The 14,975-nt window shown below is 50.4% G+C and carries 12 protein-coding genes; 6 read left to right on the top strand and 6 right to left on the bottom strand.

Translation table 11 applies throughout. The features are described 5' to 3' along the window. Positions 1-62: 62 nt before the first annotated feature. Both BT105_RS09275 and BT105_RS09270 read right to left on the bottom strand, forming a co-directional pair. A complete protein-coding gene (locus BT105_RS09275; protein ID WP_072300453.1) occupies positions 63-848 on the bottom strand; it encodes a hypothetical protein in 786 nt (261 codons plus the stop codon). Between the two features lie 12 nt (positions 849-860). Next, entirely contained in the window at positions 861-1,307 is a 447-nt protein-coding gene (locus BT105_RS09270) for a LytTR family DNA-binding domain-containing protein (RefSeq protein WP_072300452.1), read from the bottom strand. Between the two features lie 430 nt (positions 1,308-1,737). Here BT105_RS09270 and BT105_RS09265 point away from each other — a divergent pair, with 430 nt between their 5' ends. The 4 genes from BT105_RS09265 to BT105_RS09250 all read left to right on the top strand — a co-directional run bounded on the left by BT105_RS09265 (position 1,738) and on the right by BT105_RS09250 (position 5,452). Next, the gene (locus tag BT105_RS09265) at positions 1,738-4,155 is read left to right on the top strand and encodes a glycoside hydrolase family 94 protein (protein ID WP_072300451.1); all 2,418 of its coding nucleotides are present in this window, start codon (positions 1,738-1,740) and stop codon (positions 4,153-4,155) included. A gap of 397 nt (positions 4,156-4,552) precedes the next feature. Next, the gene (locus BT105_RS09260) at positions 4,553-4,882 is read left to right on the top strand and encodes a DUF6442 family protein (RefSeq protein WP_072300450.1); all 330 of its coding nucleotides are present in this window, start codon (positions 4,553-4,555) and stop codon (positions 4,880-4,882) included. Positions 4,883-4,896: 14 nt separating this feature from the next. Further along, positions 4,897-5,235 (top strand): DUF6442 family protein, encoded by a 339-nt coding sequence (locus BT105_RS09255; protein WP_024861471.1) that lies wholly within the window; start codon positions 4,897-4,899, stop codon positions 5,233-5,235. 7 nt (positions 5,236-5,242) lie between these two features. After that, entirely contained in the window at positions 5,243-5,452 is a 210-nt protein-coding gene (locus BT105_RS09250) for a helix-turn-helix transcriptional regulator (RefSeq protein WP_028514108.1), read from the top strand. 179 nt (positions 5,453-5,631) lie between these two features. On the opposite strand, the gene BT105_RS09245 is transcribed toward BT105_RS09250, so the two are convergent. The 4 genes from BT105_RS09245 to BT105_RS09230 form a co-directional block, all read right to left on the bottom strand. Next, the gene (locus BT105_RS09245; RefSeq protein WP_072300449.1) at positions 5,632-6,747 is read right to left on the bottom strand and encodes a hypothetical protein; all 1,116 of its coding nucleotides are present in this window, start codon (positions 6,745-6,747) and stop codon (positions 5,632-5,634) included. Between the two features lie 368 nt (positions 6,748-7,115). Further along, on the bottom strand, positions 7,116-10,580 hold the full coding sequence (gene mfd, locus BT105_RS09240; protein ID WP_072300448.1) for a transcription-repair coupling factor: 3,465 nt from the start codon (positions 10,578-10,580) through the stop codon (positions 7,116-7,118). An 11-nt stretch (positions 10,581-10,591) separates the two neighbouring features. Continuing rightward, positions 10,592-11,218 (bottom strand): aminoacyl-tRNA hydrolase, encoded by a 627-nt coding sequence (gene pth, locus BT105_RS09235; RefSeq protein ID WP_028514105.1) that lies wholly within the window; start codon positions 11,216-11,218, stop codon positions 10,592-10,594. A 208-nt stretch (positions 11,219-11,426) separates the two neighbouring features. Then, the gene (locus tag BT105_RS09230; RefSeq protein WP_072300447.1) at positions 11,427-12,191 is read right to left on the bottom strand and encodes a histidinol-phosphatase; all 765 of its coding nucleotides are present in this window, start codon (positions 12,189-12,191) and stop codon (positions 11,427-11,429) included. A gap of 541 nt (positions 12,192-12,732) precedes the next feature. Here BT105_RS09230 and BT105_RS09225 point away from each other — a divergent pair. Together BT105_RS09225 and ispD are read left to right on the top strand one after the other, a co-directional pair. Further along, entirely contained in the window at positions 12,733-14,172 is a 1,440-nt protein-coding gene (locus tag BT105_RS09225) for a glycoside hydrolase family 26 protein (protein ID WP_072300446.1), read from the top strand. A gap of 25 nt (positions 14,173-14,197) precedes the next feature. Next, positions 14,198-14,875 (top strand): 2-C-methyl-D-erythritol 4-phosphate cytidylyltransferase, encoded by a 678-nt coding sequence (ispD, locus tag BT105_RS09220; RefSeq protein ID WP_072300445.1) that lies wholly within the window; start codon positions 14,198-14,200, stop codon positions 14,873-14,875. Positions 14,876-14,975 lie beyond the last annotated feature (100 nt).

Genomic DNA, 14,975 nt, shown 5'->3' with positions numbered 1-14,975 from the left:
AGTGACATTTGTCACTTCTGTGTACTAAAGCAAACAGGCGGCAAGTGCCGCCTGCTGTATGTTTATTTCCTTTGTCCGTCTGTGTTTTTGCCGAATATATCTTCCTTTGTGAGCACAAGAACTGCTTTCTGCGCCGCTTTTTCTTCCATCTTTTTCTCAAAATCAATATCTCTCGCGTCAGATTCAGGCTCTTCAAAGTAAACACTCACTGTAATCTCTACAGTCTCTATATCATTATCTCCATTCGTACCCAATTCAAGAACATTCAGCTGCTTGTCGAGAATGAACTTCTTTCCGCCGTAACCGTTTCCGCCGCCGTAGTTTTTCCCCTGTATCATATTTCTTTCATATACATATACAGCATCTTTATCTCCCGTATAATCAGCAGAATATACAGCATGGGGCAAAAAGCTCAGCTCCTTGTTTTCAAGGATATAATAATTGATGATGATGTCGCCCTCCTGCTTTGTGTACTTCTTATAGCCGCTTATCTCGTCGCCGAATTTCTTATACTCGGCAAACGGAGTATTTTTCAGCTGTGATATACCATACGAGTGAAACTGAGTTGTCGAGTTCGTTCTGACCGTTATATCTTCTTTATAGCTGAGACTTGCAATACCTGCCATAGCAAGCAGGAACACGAACGCCATTACTATTGTAAGAAAAAGCGTCACTATGAAAAACTTTACAGGCGGAATCATGGGCTTTTTATTTGTCTCTATGCCCTCTGCCGCTTCTTTAAGACGTCTGTTGACTTTTTTCCTGTACAAAACCATAAATACTATCATAGTAACTATTATAAATAAAGCCGCCGCACCAAAGGCTATGATAACTGTTCTTTCCGACATTGTTCTCCCTCCTTATATACCTAAAAATTCCTTGAATATGTAGTAATACGTCCGCGTTACGTCTACCTTTGCGCCGTTTTTCATGGTCAGCAGAAACTTCTGCGACAGCGCAGGACGTATGCTCTTTATGTGCGATACGGACACTATGACTGAATTGCTCACGCGGATAAACTCCTTTGAGTCGAGTATCTCCTCGAGACGTTTCAGCGGCTCGGACAGCTTGTACTCGTCCTCTCCGCAGTATGCCACTATATCATGGGCAAAGCTCTCGATGTGGGATATATCCTTTGTTTCGAGCCTGTATATCTCGTCGCTGCGCCGCGCTATAAGGTGCGACACAGTGACGTTGCTCTCGGAGAGTATCAGCTCGGCACTGTCGTCTATGTCTATGCCCTTTTTTATTAGCTCAGCCGCTATGGAATCGTAGTGTTCGTCGCTTACAAGCAATCTTATCTTCATTTGCTCACATCGCCTCCCTGTATCATTTTTTATATTTTCCCCGCCGCAGGCGGGGAAAATATCCTCAAAGCCCTTAGCAAAAGAATATATGTAATCAGTGGTAATAGCTATTCCCTGTGATTATATTATATTAGACCTCTGTGCAAAAATCAATACGCTATGCATACCTTGCACTCTCCGATTCACAGCTTGCACAGGGCTCTCCCTAAAACGAAATGTATAAACCTCTGTCACGAATATATCAACTATAAGCAAATCTATAACACTATATTACGATTTGTAGTAAAAAACTGCACTTTTATGGCTGATGTTCATAATTTGTTCATCATCACCCCCTTGTCAAATTTTGCATTACATGGTATACTTAGAATGATATTTTATGCCCGAGGCAAGCACTGTCCAAGGGCAGAATGAGAAGGAGAAATGTTTTATGCAGTTTGGACACTTTGACCTTGAAAATAAGGAATATGTCATCACTAACCCAGCGACTCCCGCGCCATGGGCTAACTACCTCGGAGACCCCGAGTACGGCGCTATGATATCCAATAACGCAGCAGGCTACAGCTTCGTTAAGTCAGGCGCTAACGGACGTCTTTCACGCTTCCGCTTCAATTCGGATATGGCGCTCCCAGGACGTTACATCTATATAAGAGACAACGACACAGCAGACTACTGGTCGGCTTCATGGCAGCCTGTAGGCAAGCCCCTTGACAAGTACAAGAGCGAATGCCGCCACGGTACTGCTTATACTGTTATTTCAGCTGAATACGCTGATATCAAGTCCGAAACTACATACTACGTTCCCTACGGAAAGACATACGAAGTATGGAGAGCTAAGATAACAAACAACTCCTCAAAGGAGAGAAAGCTCTCTGTATTCGGCTTTATCGAGTTCACCAACGAGCCTAACTACGAGCAGGATCAGGTAAACCTCCAGTACACACTGTTCATCACCCGCACAAGCTTTGAGGGCGGCAACCGTATCCTCCAGCACATGAACGAGAACACAGGCTTCGACGAGAACGGCTACAACGGTCAGGAGAGATTCTTCGGCATGGTAGGTCAGCCCGTTACAGGCTGCTGCGGAAGCCTCAGCGACTTCATCGGACCTTACAGAACTTTCTCAAATCCTATCGCTGTCGAGAACGGCAAGTGCAGCGGCGTTATGAACTATAACTCCAACTCCTGCGGCGCTCTCCAGAGCGATATCACTCTTGCTCCCGGCGAGACAAAGGAGTTCATCTTCGTACTCGGCGAGCGCAAGGATCCCGAGGCTGCTGCTATCCTCGACGAATACAAGGCAGCAGGCAAGGTAGACGCTGAAGTAAAGCAGCTCAAGGACTACTGGCACGGTCAGCTCTCTAACTTCAAGGTAGAGACTCCGTCAGACGAGTTCAACAACATGATAAATGTATGGAACGCTTACCAGTGCTTCATCACATTCATCTGGTCAAGAGCAGCTTCATTCGTATACTGCGGTCTCAGAAACGGCTACGGCTACCGCGATACTGTACAGGATATTCAGGGTATCATTCACCTTGATCCCGAAATGGCAGCTGAGAAGATACGCTTCATGCTCTCCGCTCAGGTAAGCAACGGCGGCGGTCTCCCGCTTGTTAAGTTCGACCACAACGCAGGTCACGAGACCTGTCCCGACGAGAACGACGAGCACAGCGTTTACGCCAAGGAAACAGGTCACCCATCTTACCGTGCTGACGACGCTCTCTGGCTCTTCCCCACTATCGTAAAGTACCTCGGCGAGAGCGGCAATAAGGGCTTCCTCGACGAAGTTATCACATACGCAGAAGAAGGCGGCGGAAAGGCTACTGTTTACGAGCACCTCAAGAACGCTATCCGCTTCTCTATGGAGCGCCTCGGCAGTCACGATATGCCGGCAGGTCTCCACGCTGACTGGAACGACTGCCTCCGCCTCGGCGCACAGGGCGAGTCCACATTCGTGGCATTCCAGCTCTACTACGCTATGAACGTTATGCGCGACATGGCTAAGGACAAGAACGATACAGACTACATCGCATACCTCGACGGCGTTCAGAAGAAGCTGGGCGACGCTCTCGAAAAGTGCTGGGACGAGGACAGATTTATCCGCGGTATCCGCGACAACGGCGTTATCGTTGGTGCAAAGAAAGATCCCGAGGCTAATATGTGGCTCAATCCTCAGAGCTGGAGCGTAATCTCACGCTTTGCTTCCGAAGAACAGGCTGAAAAGGCTATGAACAGCGTTCACGATATACTCAATACACCTTACGGTGCTAAGCTCCTCGAACCGCCTTACAAGTACCACCACTTCAAGGGCGCTCTCATGCAGGTATTCAACCTCGATACAAAGGAAAACGGCGGTATCTTCTCACAGTCACAGGGCTGGCTGATACTTGCAGAGGCTCTCCTCGGTCACGGTGACCGCGCATTCGAGTACTTCCTTGAAAGCTCGCCTGCCGCTATGAACGACAAGGCTGAAATTCGTGTTATGGAGCCATATGTTCACGGTCAGTTCACCGAGTCGAAGGCTTCTCCTTACGAGGGACGTTCACACGTTCACTGGCTCACAGGTACAGCTTCTACTGTAATGGTAGGCTGTGTTGAGGGTATCTGCGGTATGCGCCCCGACCTTAACGGACTTGCTATCGCTCCGTCTATCCCTGCTAAGTGGGACGGATTCAAGATTGAGAAGAACTTCCGCGGCAAGAAGCTCAACATCACTATCAACAACTCCGCACACGTTCAGAGCGGCGTAAAGGAGCTCACTCTCAACGGCGAGAAGCTTGCAGGCAACTATGTTCCTGCCGATAAGCTTGCCGATGTTAATGAGATAAAGGTAGTTATGGGCTAACAGAACTAAGAACTAAGAACTAAGAGCTAAGAATTAAGGCACCGTAAAATTACGGTGCCTTTTCATTTTTATAGTATGATATGTAGGGGAGCCCGCCCTCGGGCTCCCGACATGGATTATACGCCTATCACGGGCTGTCGGGGACGCCAGCCCCTACATATGGTCATTTATAGCCGCTGCAAGACCTTCGGGCGGCGTTCCGCCGCCCCTACAGGCTAAGGGCTTTATTGTGCATATGCAACTATTCGATGACCGCCTGATTGGTAAAAATCACGAAAATGACAAGTTTGCTTTGCAAAGTCTTGACAAGTACACTTGGCAGTGCTATAATACAATTACCAAGTATACTTGTCAAAATCTGACAACAAAACTTTGCATGATATGGGAGGTAACATTTATGAATAAAGAAGAAATACTCGCTAAAAGCCGACAGGAAAACAAAAACCGCGATATCGCAGAGATAGACCATTTCAAAAGCGCTGCAAGATTCGCTCTGATAATCAGTATGGCTTTCACGGTATTATGGACTATGCTGTCCCTGATCGCTACACAGCGTGTTAATTATGGTATTATCGCTGTAGAATTCTGCATGTCGTTCTCAATGTGGCTTTACAGAGCAATAAAAAGCAAAAAAGCCTCGGATATTTTATTGGCAACAGTCTCGGGCTTAACCTTTCTTATCCCCGCTTTCATCGGAATATGCGAGCTTTTCGGCTTCAAAACATAAGGCGGTGAGAGCACATGAACAAAAAAGATATACTCAAAAAAAGCAGGAAGGAATTCAAAAATCAGGATCTGCCCGAAATTGAAGAAATAAGAAAAATGTCAGTTTTTTCTCTTGTAGCAGTTGTGATTTTCGCATGTGTTATCGTTCTTGCGGAAAAGCATGTTTACGGTGAGTACAACATCGGACTGATGACAGTTGTTTTCAGCGCTCCTGTTATTATGGGACTGTACAGGTGCTTCACAAGCAAAAAGAAGCATAAGCTGCCCATAATTGCAGCCACCGTATGGTTCGCGCTGTGGTTCGGATTTTTAGCATTCTGTGAAATTACTTCACTTATGGACTATAAGAGGTGAGCACATGATAGACGATTCACTTATACTCCGAAACCGCCTCAAAGAAATACGCAAGGAGCAAAGACTCTCGCAGGACGAGCTTGCGAAAATGGTGGGTGTTTCCCGTAATACCATAAGCTCCATAGAAACGGGACAGTTCAGTCCTACGGCTAAGCTTGCACTGATACTCTGCATTGCTCTTGATAAGAAGTTTGAGGATATTTTTTATTTTGATTGAATTATAAAAATACATTCAAAAGGCGTCCTTTCTTGCAGGACGCCTTGCTTCTTTTGGCTCCGTAAGCGATGTACAATAAACACTCTTTATAAAAGTGAGCGCGTGAAGCAAGCGACAACGCGGCAAGGGTGCAGCGTCACGCTGCAAAAAAGCTCCCGAAAATCGGGAGCTTTTTCATGTCATTTTTTCTTTGCTTCTTCGATAGCCTTGGAAGCTTCTTCAATAGCTGATTTCGCCTTTTCGGTGTCCTCTTTCAGCTTTGCCTCGGCTTCGTCTATCTTTGCCTTTACCTTTTCGTATTCCTCGGAGTTAGCTATCTCGCTCTTTGCCTTTTCAAAATCAGACTTCATGTCGGCAACTGCCTTTTCATAGTCCGCTTTCATTTCTTCCTTAGTCTTTTCAGCTTCGGCTTTCATTTCTTCCTTGGTCTTTTCAGCGTCAGCCTTTGCATTCTCAACTGCCTCGTCGAACTGAGCCTTTGCCTCGGAAGCCTTCTCCTTTGCAGCGTCTTCAAGCTGCTCCTTTTTTGACTTCTGATCAAGAAGCGGTATGGACTTGCCGTCCTCGTCATAGAACACGATATTGTCAATGTACATATCGGACTCGTTTGCTACGCCCCAGCGCATGATAAGGAAGTTTGCGTCTTCCATATCCTCGTTCCAGCACTGTCCGCTGTCAGCAAGAAGGAACTTGAATACCGCATGGACGTTGCCCGAGGTCTCGAAGTTGTACTCGCCGCCGCTGAACTCCTTGAAATCGTACCACTTTTCCTGTGCGGTAACTGTACCGCCGCCGCCGCCTATCCAGCCCGGAGCTCTTACTCCGTCAGCGTCGTCGGTCTTGAGGTGGTCGGCTGTAGCCTGAGCATACATATCAAACTCAATGCTACGGACCTTTGCTGCGCCCTCATTTCCGAGAAGCTTCGTTGCGCTGATGCCTATTTTCTGCACCTTTCCTTTGAGGGGAACGGTATTGTCGTCGGTGAATTTCAGCATTTTATTGCCCATGAGCTCCACAACGGAAAGCTCGCCCTTTGCGCAGTCATCGTCGTCGCCCTTTGCAAATGCAAAGTCGAAAACTCCGTCGTCAAAGGTAACCGTATTGGGATCTGTAGCCTCTACAGGCTTCGGAGGCTCTTCTTCTGTAACTTCCTCGGCAGTCGCTTCTGTGGGAGCTGCCGTAGTCTCTTTATTGCTGTCAGGCTTGCTGTCGGACTCCTTTTTCTCTCCGCAGCCTGCCGCGCAAGCCGCCAGAGCAAAAGCCATAGCGCCTGCGATAAAGCTTTTATAGTTCATAATGTCACTCCTTTTTATATCTTACGGAGCTCTCGCTCCTTTTGTGTTTACACCAACATTGTAGCACAAATGGTCATTCAAGTAAAGTCTTTTCTGTTAATTTTTATGATTTTCACGCGGTTTTCACGTAGGGACGCGCATTGCGCTTCCGAGCCGTTAGCCTTTAGCCATTAGCTTGCAGAGACGAGTTCCGCTCGCCCGAATAAATTTGCCGCATATCCCGACGGGCGCACACTGTGCGCCCCTACAAAAAAGGCGAACCATGCGGTTCACCTTTAATTATGAATTATCCATTGGACGGGCGGATAATATCCGCCCCTACTAATGGCTAAAGGCTCGGGACGTCGAGGACGCCGTCCCCTACAGTCTTAGTTCTTTTCCCTATTTTGGTAGATTATCTCCACGGTGTCGCGCATCATATCGAATGGGCGTACCTTAGGCGATATCTTCACCGAAACATAGGACTTACCTGCGCCGTTGAAGGCTATCCTGCCCTTGTATGCCTGCTGGAGCGCTACTATCTGGTCAGGCACAAGGTACTCGGTATAGAAGTACATAGCGCCGTTTTTCTGAGATATTTCGGTGATTCCGAGATGCGCTGCCTTGTTTCTCAGCAGCGACACGTCGATAAGTCCCACAACGGACTTAGGCGGCTCACCGTAGCGGTCTATGAGCTCGTCGATGAGGTCGGTCTTGTCGCTGTCCTCGTTGACCAGCATTATCTTGCGGTACATATCTATTCGCTGATTAAGGCTTGAAATGTACTTTTCGGGGATATGTGCGTCTATCTGAATATCCACAAGGCACTCGGGCACCTTTTCGGGCTGTATGCCCTTTTCCTCGGCTATGGCTTCGGAGAGGAGCTGTAAGTACATATCGTATCCAACAGCTTCCATATGTCCGTGCTGTCTGCCGCCCAGTATGCTTCCTGCGCCTCTTATCTCAAGGTCGCGGAGGGCTATCCTAAAGCCGCTGCCGAACTGGGTAAACTCCCTCATGGCGTTCAGTCGCTTGGTGGCTATCTCCGTCAGAACTTTGTCGCGCTGATAGGTGAAATACGCATAGCCGCGGCGGTTTGAACGTCCCACACGTCCGCGGAGCTGATAGAGCTGGGAAAGTCCGAAGCGGTCGGAATCCTCGATGATAAGGGTATTGACGTTTGGTACGTCCACGCCTGTTTCGATGATAGTGGTGCAGACAAGGATATCTATCTCGTGCTCCACAAGCTGCTCCCATATGTCGGACATCTCGTCCTCGCTCATCTGTCCGTGTGCAACTGCGATACGGGCTTCGGGCAGCATTTCCTGCAAACGCGAAGCACAGGCGCGGATAGTCTCCACGCGGTTGTGGATATAGTAGACCTGTCCGCCGCGGCGGAGCTCCCTGACGATAGCTTGGACTACTGTGCCCATGTTGTACTCGATGACGTAGGTCTGGACGGGGTATCTGTCCTGCGGAGGTTCTTCAATTACCGACATATCACGTATGCCGCTCATAGCCATGTTAAGGGTACGCGGGATAGGCGTTGCGGAGAGCATGAGAACGTCCACACCCGTAAAGCTCTCCTTGAACTTCTCCTTGTGGGCAACGCCGAAGCGCTGCTCCTCGTCGATTATGGCAAGTCCCAAGTCCTTGAAAACTACGGACTTCTGGATTATCTTGTGTGTGCCGATGATGAGGTCTATACGTCCCTGTTTAAGCTTCTTGATTATCTCCTCCTGCTGTTTCGGGGAGCGGTAACGGCTGAGGAGCTCTATCTGCACGGGGAAGTGCTCGAAACGGCGGAGCGCCGTCTGGTAATGCTGATAGGCGAGCACCGTTGTAGGCGCAAGGATAGCGCACTGCTTGCCCGAAAGTACGCACTTCATGGCAGCTCTGAGGGCTACCTCGGTCTTGCCGAAGCCTACGTCGCCGCAGAGCAGTCTCTCCATAGGACGGGGGCGCTCCATGTCAGCTTTTATCTCGGCAATTGAAGTTAGCTGGTCGTCGGTCTCCACATAGGGGAAACGCTCCTCGAAATCGCGCTGTATCTCGTCGTCGGGATAGAATGCGAAGCCCACGCTCTTTTCGCGCTTTGCATAAAGGGCAATGAGCTCGTGAGCCATGTCCTTGACGGCGCGTTTTACGTTGCTTCTGGTCTTCTGCCATTCGCCCGAGCTGAGCTTGTTCAGCTTCACGCCGCTGTCGTCCCTTGGACCGATGTATTTTGACACCATATCGAGCTGTGTTACGGGGATATAAAGCTTATCCGTGCCTGCGTACTGTATGGTGATGTAGTCCTTGGTAACGCCGTCCATTTCAAGCTTGCGGATACCGATGAATCGTCCGATACCGTGTCCCGAATGAACTATGAGGTCGCCCTCGGAGATGTCCGCAAGAGAGCGTATCTCCTCGGCTTTGTTCTTCTTTTTGCGGCGCTTTCTGCGGACTGCGTCCATAGAGCGCCCCTGTGTGATGAGAACGGTCTTGTTCTCGGGATACTCGAAGCCGCCGCCGAAGCTGCCCGACATGAGCACAACTCTGCCCTCGGCAGGCTCGATGTTATGCTCCGCAAGGTCGCAGGGTATGCCCTTTTCGGTGATATCCTGCTGTATTATAGGGAGCGTCTTGTCGCTGCCTGCCGCAAGTATCATGCGGTAGCCGCGGCGCTTGTACTCCTCAAGGTCTTCGATGAGCTGCTTCATCTCGCCGCTCCACGGTGCGGTCTGCATTGCCTCGAAGCTTACCAGTCTGCGGAAGTCAATACGCTCGCCGCCCTGCATGAAGCTGCTCATGTACAGGCAGACGCGCTTCTCGGCGCGGTGCTGTACCTCGGGGAGCTCCAGCACATAGCCGTCAAGTCCCTTGCAAAGCTGACCGTCCTCCATGAGTATCTTTACGTCCTCATTGTGACGGGTGAGTATGCCTGCGGCGTTGTCCATAATGTCGGAATAATCGCTGAAAAGTACCGCTCCGTCGATATAGTCGAAAACCGTGGAGGGCTCGCCGTATACAAGTGGGTAATACTTGACGCTGTGAGCCAGTATCTCCCCTGCCCTCAGTCTGTGAACGTCTGCGCCCAAGTGTTCGCGGACTGCGTCCATGCGTTTGCCGCGCACCTTTTTGCAGAGCTCCTCTATCTTGTCGGCAAGCTCCTCGTTGTCGTAGAGGACTTCTCCTGATGGGTATATCTCCACCTTGTCAAGGGAGTCCGTGCGGCGCTGGGTATCGGTCTCAAACTCGGAAATGCTGTCTATCTCGTCGCCCCAGAGCTCGATACGGACGGGCTTGTCAGCCTGCACTGGGAAGATGTCAAGGATAGAGCCGCGAATGGAGAACTGGGAAGCTCCCTCCACCTTTTCGCAGCGCTGATAGCCGCACTTTGCAAGTGTCACCGCAAGCTCTGTGAGGTTTACCTCCTGTCCCTGCGTAAGCTCGATACCTGCGGCAATGAGGACTCCCACAGGGATAACTGGCTGCATGACAGCCTCGATACTCGCGCAGATAACGCTGCAACGACTTTTAGCCGCCTTTATGAGGGCGGCTATACGCATATGTTCGTATTCGTGATTGGTGCTGTCAACGGGAGTGAAAACCAGCTCCTTTGACGGGAACAGCACTGCTTCTTCGCAGCCTGCCATCATGTTGATATCGTCGCAGAGCTTTTTCGCTTCGGCTTCCGTGCCCGTTATAACAATGTCTATCTTTCCCCTGTCCCCGAGAGCGTAAATGAGCTGCGCCCTGTGTATATGGGAAAGACCTGTCACGGAGACAGGTGAGATGTTTTTGTCAACAGCCTCCCGCAGGCTCTTGAAGCCTGCAAGCTCGCTGAATATTTTTCTGAAAAGTTCCATTTGTTTCTCCGTTAGGAATTGTACTTGTTCATGGCTTCGTCGGTCTTGTCCTGAACCATGAGCTTTATGCACTCGCAGGCGTTTTTCGCGGACTCAGCCATTTTCTCCGAGTCCTCCTTGCCGAACTTGCCCAGAACCCACTTTGCAAGGTCATAGTCGGGGTGGGGCTTCTTGCCAACGCCCATTTTTATGCGTGGGAAGTCGTCCCTGCCCGTCAGCTCGCATATGCTGCGGAGACCGTTGTGTCCGCCGTGGCTGCCCTTGCGGCGTATGCGGAGCTTTCCGCAGTCCAGCGATATATCGTCGCATACGACTATAAGGTGGTCAGCTTCTATCTTGTAGAACTCCAGCGCCTGCACGATAGCTTCGCCGCTGTTGTTCATGTAGGTGGTGGGCTTCAGCAGCAGGCAGCGCTTGCCCTCGATAGTGACCTCGGCAGTCTTGCCCTTGAATTTAAGGCGGTCTATCTTCTCGCCCAGCTGCTCCGCCAGCATATCCAGCACCATGAAGCCTGCATTATGTCGGGTGTTCTCGTATTCAAGCCCCGGATTGCCAAGACCTGCTATTACATATTCTATTTTACCTCTTGCCGCATTAGAATTTGCGGAAATCCTGTCGAACACATCAAAAATACTCATTTTATCTTCTTCTCTCTTAAATTTATATCCGTAGGGAACGCCGCCCTCGGCGTTCCGATGTAGTGGCGGATAATATCCGCCCCTACACGCCATACAATTATATTCATCACGCGGACTACCAATGGTCGTCCCTACATTGTTGTTACACGGGCGCACACTGTGCGCCCCTACAAGCAGCGGAACGGCGAGGGCGCCGTTCCCTACAAAATCATTCAAGACCGCTCAGCGACTCCACCAGCTCCAGCTTCATCAAGTCCGCAAAGGCTTTGCCTATTTTCATTATGGAGGAGTCATTCAAAAACCCGGGGATATGTGCGTCACAGCCTATTATAGCCTTGTTGCCTACCTTCTGCGCGATACGGAAAAAACGCTCCGACGGGTAATGCTTGTTGTTCATCATGCCAAGCATATTTATCTCAACAGGGATATCCTTTGCTTTGAGATACTCGCAGAGCCGCGTATAATGCTCCTCGTATGCCTGCTTGCTGCCTGTGAAGTCCAGCAGGTCGGGGTGCGCAAGATAGCGGTATCTTCCCGAATCCATGCCCTCAATGATACGGTCAACGTACTCCCTGAGAAGTCCCTCGTCGCTCGTTGGCACTCCCATGTACTCGCCGCAGTTCTCGGGGTTGTTGAAGTGCTGTCCCATTATCATATAATCCAGCGGATAGTCAGCAAGAAGCCTGTCCTGCGCCTCTATGAGCTGCGGTATGAACTCCGCTTCAAAGCCGATATAAATGCGGATATCGTCGGCGTACTCCTTTTTCAGCGCGGTCAGGGACGCAAAATAGCCGTCTACCTCCGCAGGAGTCATTCTTATATGTGAAACATATCCGTCCCCGAACACCCACGGGCAGTGGTCCGCAAAGCCAAGCACATCGAAGCCGCCTTTGATAGCGCTTTCCACGAATTCCCTGTCTGTGCCCCTTGCGTGTCCGCAGCGCTCGGTATGGGTATGATAATTAGCAAGCATAAACAGCTCTCCTTTCAAAGTATGATTATACCACTTTCCGTGAAAAAATTCAAGTGTAATGCAGGACGGTTTATGTTGACATCTTTTCGGCGGTATATTATAATTAATCTATAAATCATGATATACTAACTTGCCGAGCCCACGAACGGGATTCCAAAGGGACTGTGTTCCTTTGGCGGAGTCCAGAGGCAGCGCCTCTGGTGGGGCGTGGGGCAAAGCCCCGCAGTTACGAAGGCGCTTCGCAAGGGTGAATTTCAAAAACAGTCCTGTGGACTGTTTTTGAAAGAGGGTGACTCCCCACGGGGTGGGGAGATGTCGCAACGCGACAGAGGGGACGGACCCGATTAGGGTGCCTTGCAAGTGAAGGCGTCCCTTAATGGGCTGTCGAGGACGCCAGCCCCTACAAATGGTTATTTGAAGTTGATTCGTCAGGCTCGGAACGCCGAGGGCGGCGTTCCCTACACATGGTTGTTTGAAGCCGTTTCGTCAGGTGCGGACTGCCAAAGGCAGTCCCTGCAAATAAATACTCGGGAGGGATACAATGGACAAGATATTCTCCGTAAAACTGAATAAGGCTCGGTGCGCCGCGGATATCGGCGACGGCAGCGAGCGCGGCGAGTACGTCCCTCAGGACTACATTCTCCGCAGGCTGGGCAGACCCCACCGCGCTGTCAGTCTCATGTACTGCTACTACCCGCTGGACAAGGAGTTCCCTGCCCGTATCTCGGAAGTCCCAGACATGAGAAAGGCGCGTTTTCAGTGGGACTACCCATATGATGACTATTTCCCCTACCTCGGCGGTCTCAGCGGCAATATCGACGGTGAGCCCTTTGCTTCAATGCGCGATATACGCCGACACGGTCAGGACGTTATCCTCACCCTCACCATTGACCCCTTTGTCTCCGACGAGCACCTCGCCGCTATCGGCGATGACCTGCGCCCGTTCGGCAGGCTCTTCCTGCGTATCAATCACGAAGCCACGGGAAACTGGTTCGAGTTCAACAAGCGTGCGACCTATCAGCAGGTAGCGGACTTCTACTGCCGTGCCATACACATCATAAAGGAACACGCTCCAAATGTGCTGACTATCCTCTGCATCGGCGGAGTCGAGGACCTGAACGCTGAGGAAATGGTAAAGGAAAAGGAGTTCGCACAGGCTGTCCGCGAGACCGATATCTGGTCGGTGGACAAGTACATCTCCCTCCACTGGGGATTCCCCTTTGATATAGCCGAAAGGGGCGGAAACTCTCATCAGCGCACCTCCGTAAAGGACATTTTCGAGATGATAAAGCGGAGCTATGAGCGCTTCATGTACCTCAACGGCGGCGTTCCAAAGCCCATGCTGGTGTCGGAGCTCAACTCCGACGGCGACGTGTCGGGAGCATACGGACAGGCTGAGGATATACAGCGATTCTACGACATGATAGAAGCCGAAAACGCCGACTGGCTGTCGGGTGTGACATTTTATCAGTTCCGTGACCGCGGCAGGCTCGGTCTGGAGATACAGGACGTGAACCACCGCGATACAGGCGTTCCACAGCCTGTTATGGACGTTTACAGGGAGATAATACACCGTCCCCGTTTTATGCCGACTATGGTCAAGGGAGAAGAAATTACCCTGCCTGTGAAACTGCGCTGGGGCAGCTCCGAGGACGCAGAGGGCATTGCCATACCTCTGCATTTCGACGGCGAGCCTCACTTCTGCGAGCTTCACTTCGAGGATGATTCAAACCTTATGATAGAAGTAAACGGACAGTGGTTCTACAAGTCTCCCGAGGCTAAGATAATAGACCTTATGCCTGCATTTTTCGGCAAAACGATAAACGCTCCCACGGATATGGAGCTGAGGATATTTGCTCCCCCTGCCAGCGGCGAGAACGACCTGTCGCTCCCCGACGGGCTGTACAATTATTACTGTACGCTGGAGAAGCTGCCGAAAATACGCATAAGAACAGCTCCCACAGAGCCGCGTCCCGATTAATCAGTTTAAATAAAGGAGAAATAACATGAAAACATCAGTTGTAATAGTTTGCGCAGGAAACTCCACCAGAATGGGCGGAGTAAACAAGATACTGCTCCCACTTGGCGAGCGAAAGGTCATAGGCGTTACCATGCAGGCTTTTCAGGCTTGCGAGAGCGTCAGCGAGATAGTCATAGTTGCCCGTGAGGACGATATCCCTGCTATCAAGGCTGAGGCGGAAGCCGCAGGGATAACAAAGCTCAAAGAATGTACCACAGGGGGCTCTACCCGTCAGGAAAGCGTTATCAACGGCGTCCGCAAAATATCAAAGGATACCGAGCTGATAGCTGTTCACGACGGAGCACGTCCCCTTGTCAAGCCAGAGCACATCGAAAAAGTAATCAAGGACGCTTCTGTTTTCGGCGGCGCTACACTGGGAGTCCCCGTAAAGGACACTATCAAGACCGTTGAGGGCGGACTTATCACAGATACTCCGCCGAGGAAGTACCTCTATATCACTCAGACTCCGCAGATATTCAAGAGAAAGCTTTATTTCGAGGGCATTGATTTTGCACTCGAACACGGGCTGGACTTCACCGACGACTGCCAGCTCGTAGAGGCTATCGGCGGCAAGGTGGCTATGACCGTGGGAGATTATACAAATATCAAGATAACTACTCCCGAGGATATAGCTATCGCGGAAATCCTGCTTAAACAGAAATGAATTTGTAGGGGACGCCGAGGGCGGCGTCCCCTACAAGATAACAAATAAAAATTTTTCAAAGAAAAATTTTTATCCCTGCACAATTCTGTCTCCCCCATGT

This window comes from Ruminococcus flavefaciens (assembly GCF_900119075.1).
Taxonomy (GTDB): domain Bacteria; phylum Bacillota; class Clostridia; order Oscillospirales; family Ruminococcaceae; genus Ruminococcus; species Ruminococcus flavefaciens_Q.
Note: the sequence above shows the minus strand (reverse complement) of the source record. Positions and strands in the feature narration are given on the sequence as shown.

What these genes read in the sequence shown, in the direction of transcription:
- BT105_RS09275 (WP_072300453.1), bottom strand. Translation starts at nt 848, where the DNA reads ATGTCGGAAAGAACAGTTATCATAGCCTTTGGTGCGGCGGCTTTATTT.
- BT105_RS09270 (WP_072300452.1), bottom strand. Translation starts at nt 1,307, where the DNA reads ATGAAGATAAGATTGCTTGTAAGCGACGAACACTACGATTCCATAGCG.
- BT105_RS09265 (WP_072300451.1), top strand. Translation starts at nt 1,738, where the DNA reads ATGCAGTTTGGACACTTTGACCTTGAAAATAAGGAATATGTCATCACT.
- BT105_RS09260 (WP_072300450.1), top strand. Translation starts at nt 4,553, where the DNA reads ATGAATAAAGAAGAAATACTCGCTAAAAGCCGACAGGAAAACAAAAAC.
- BT105_RS09255 (WP_024861471.1), top strand. Translation starts at nt 4,897, where the DNA reads ATGAACAAAAAAGATATACTCAAAAAAAGCAGGAAGGAATTCAAAAAT.
- BT105_RS09245 (WP_072300449.1), bottom strand. Translation starts at nt 6,747, where the DNA reads ATGAACTATAAAAGCTTTATCGCAGGCGCTATGGCTTTTGCTCTGGCG.
- mfd (WP_072300448.1), bottom strand. Translation starts at nt 10,580, where the DNA reads ATGGAACTTTTCAGAAAAATATTCAGCGAGCTTGCAGGCTTCAAGAGC.
- pth (WP_028514105.1), bottom strand. Translation starts at nt 11,218, where the DNA reads ATGAGTATTTTTGATGTGTTCGACAGGATTTCCGCAAATTCTAATGCG.
- BT105_RS09230 (WP_072300447.1), bottom strand. Translation starts at nt 12,191, where the DNA reads ATGCTTGCTAATTATCATACCCATACCGAGCGCTGCGGACACGCAAGG.
- BT105_RS09225 (WP_072300446.1), top strand. Translation starts at nt 12,733, where the DNA reads ATGGACAAGATATTCTCCGTAAAACTGAATAAGGCTCGGTGCGCCGCG.
- ispD (WP_072300445.1), top strand. Translation starts at nt 14,198, where the DNA reads ATGAAAACATCAGTTGTAATAGTTTGCGCAGGAAACTCCACCAGAATG.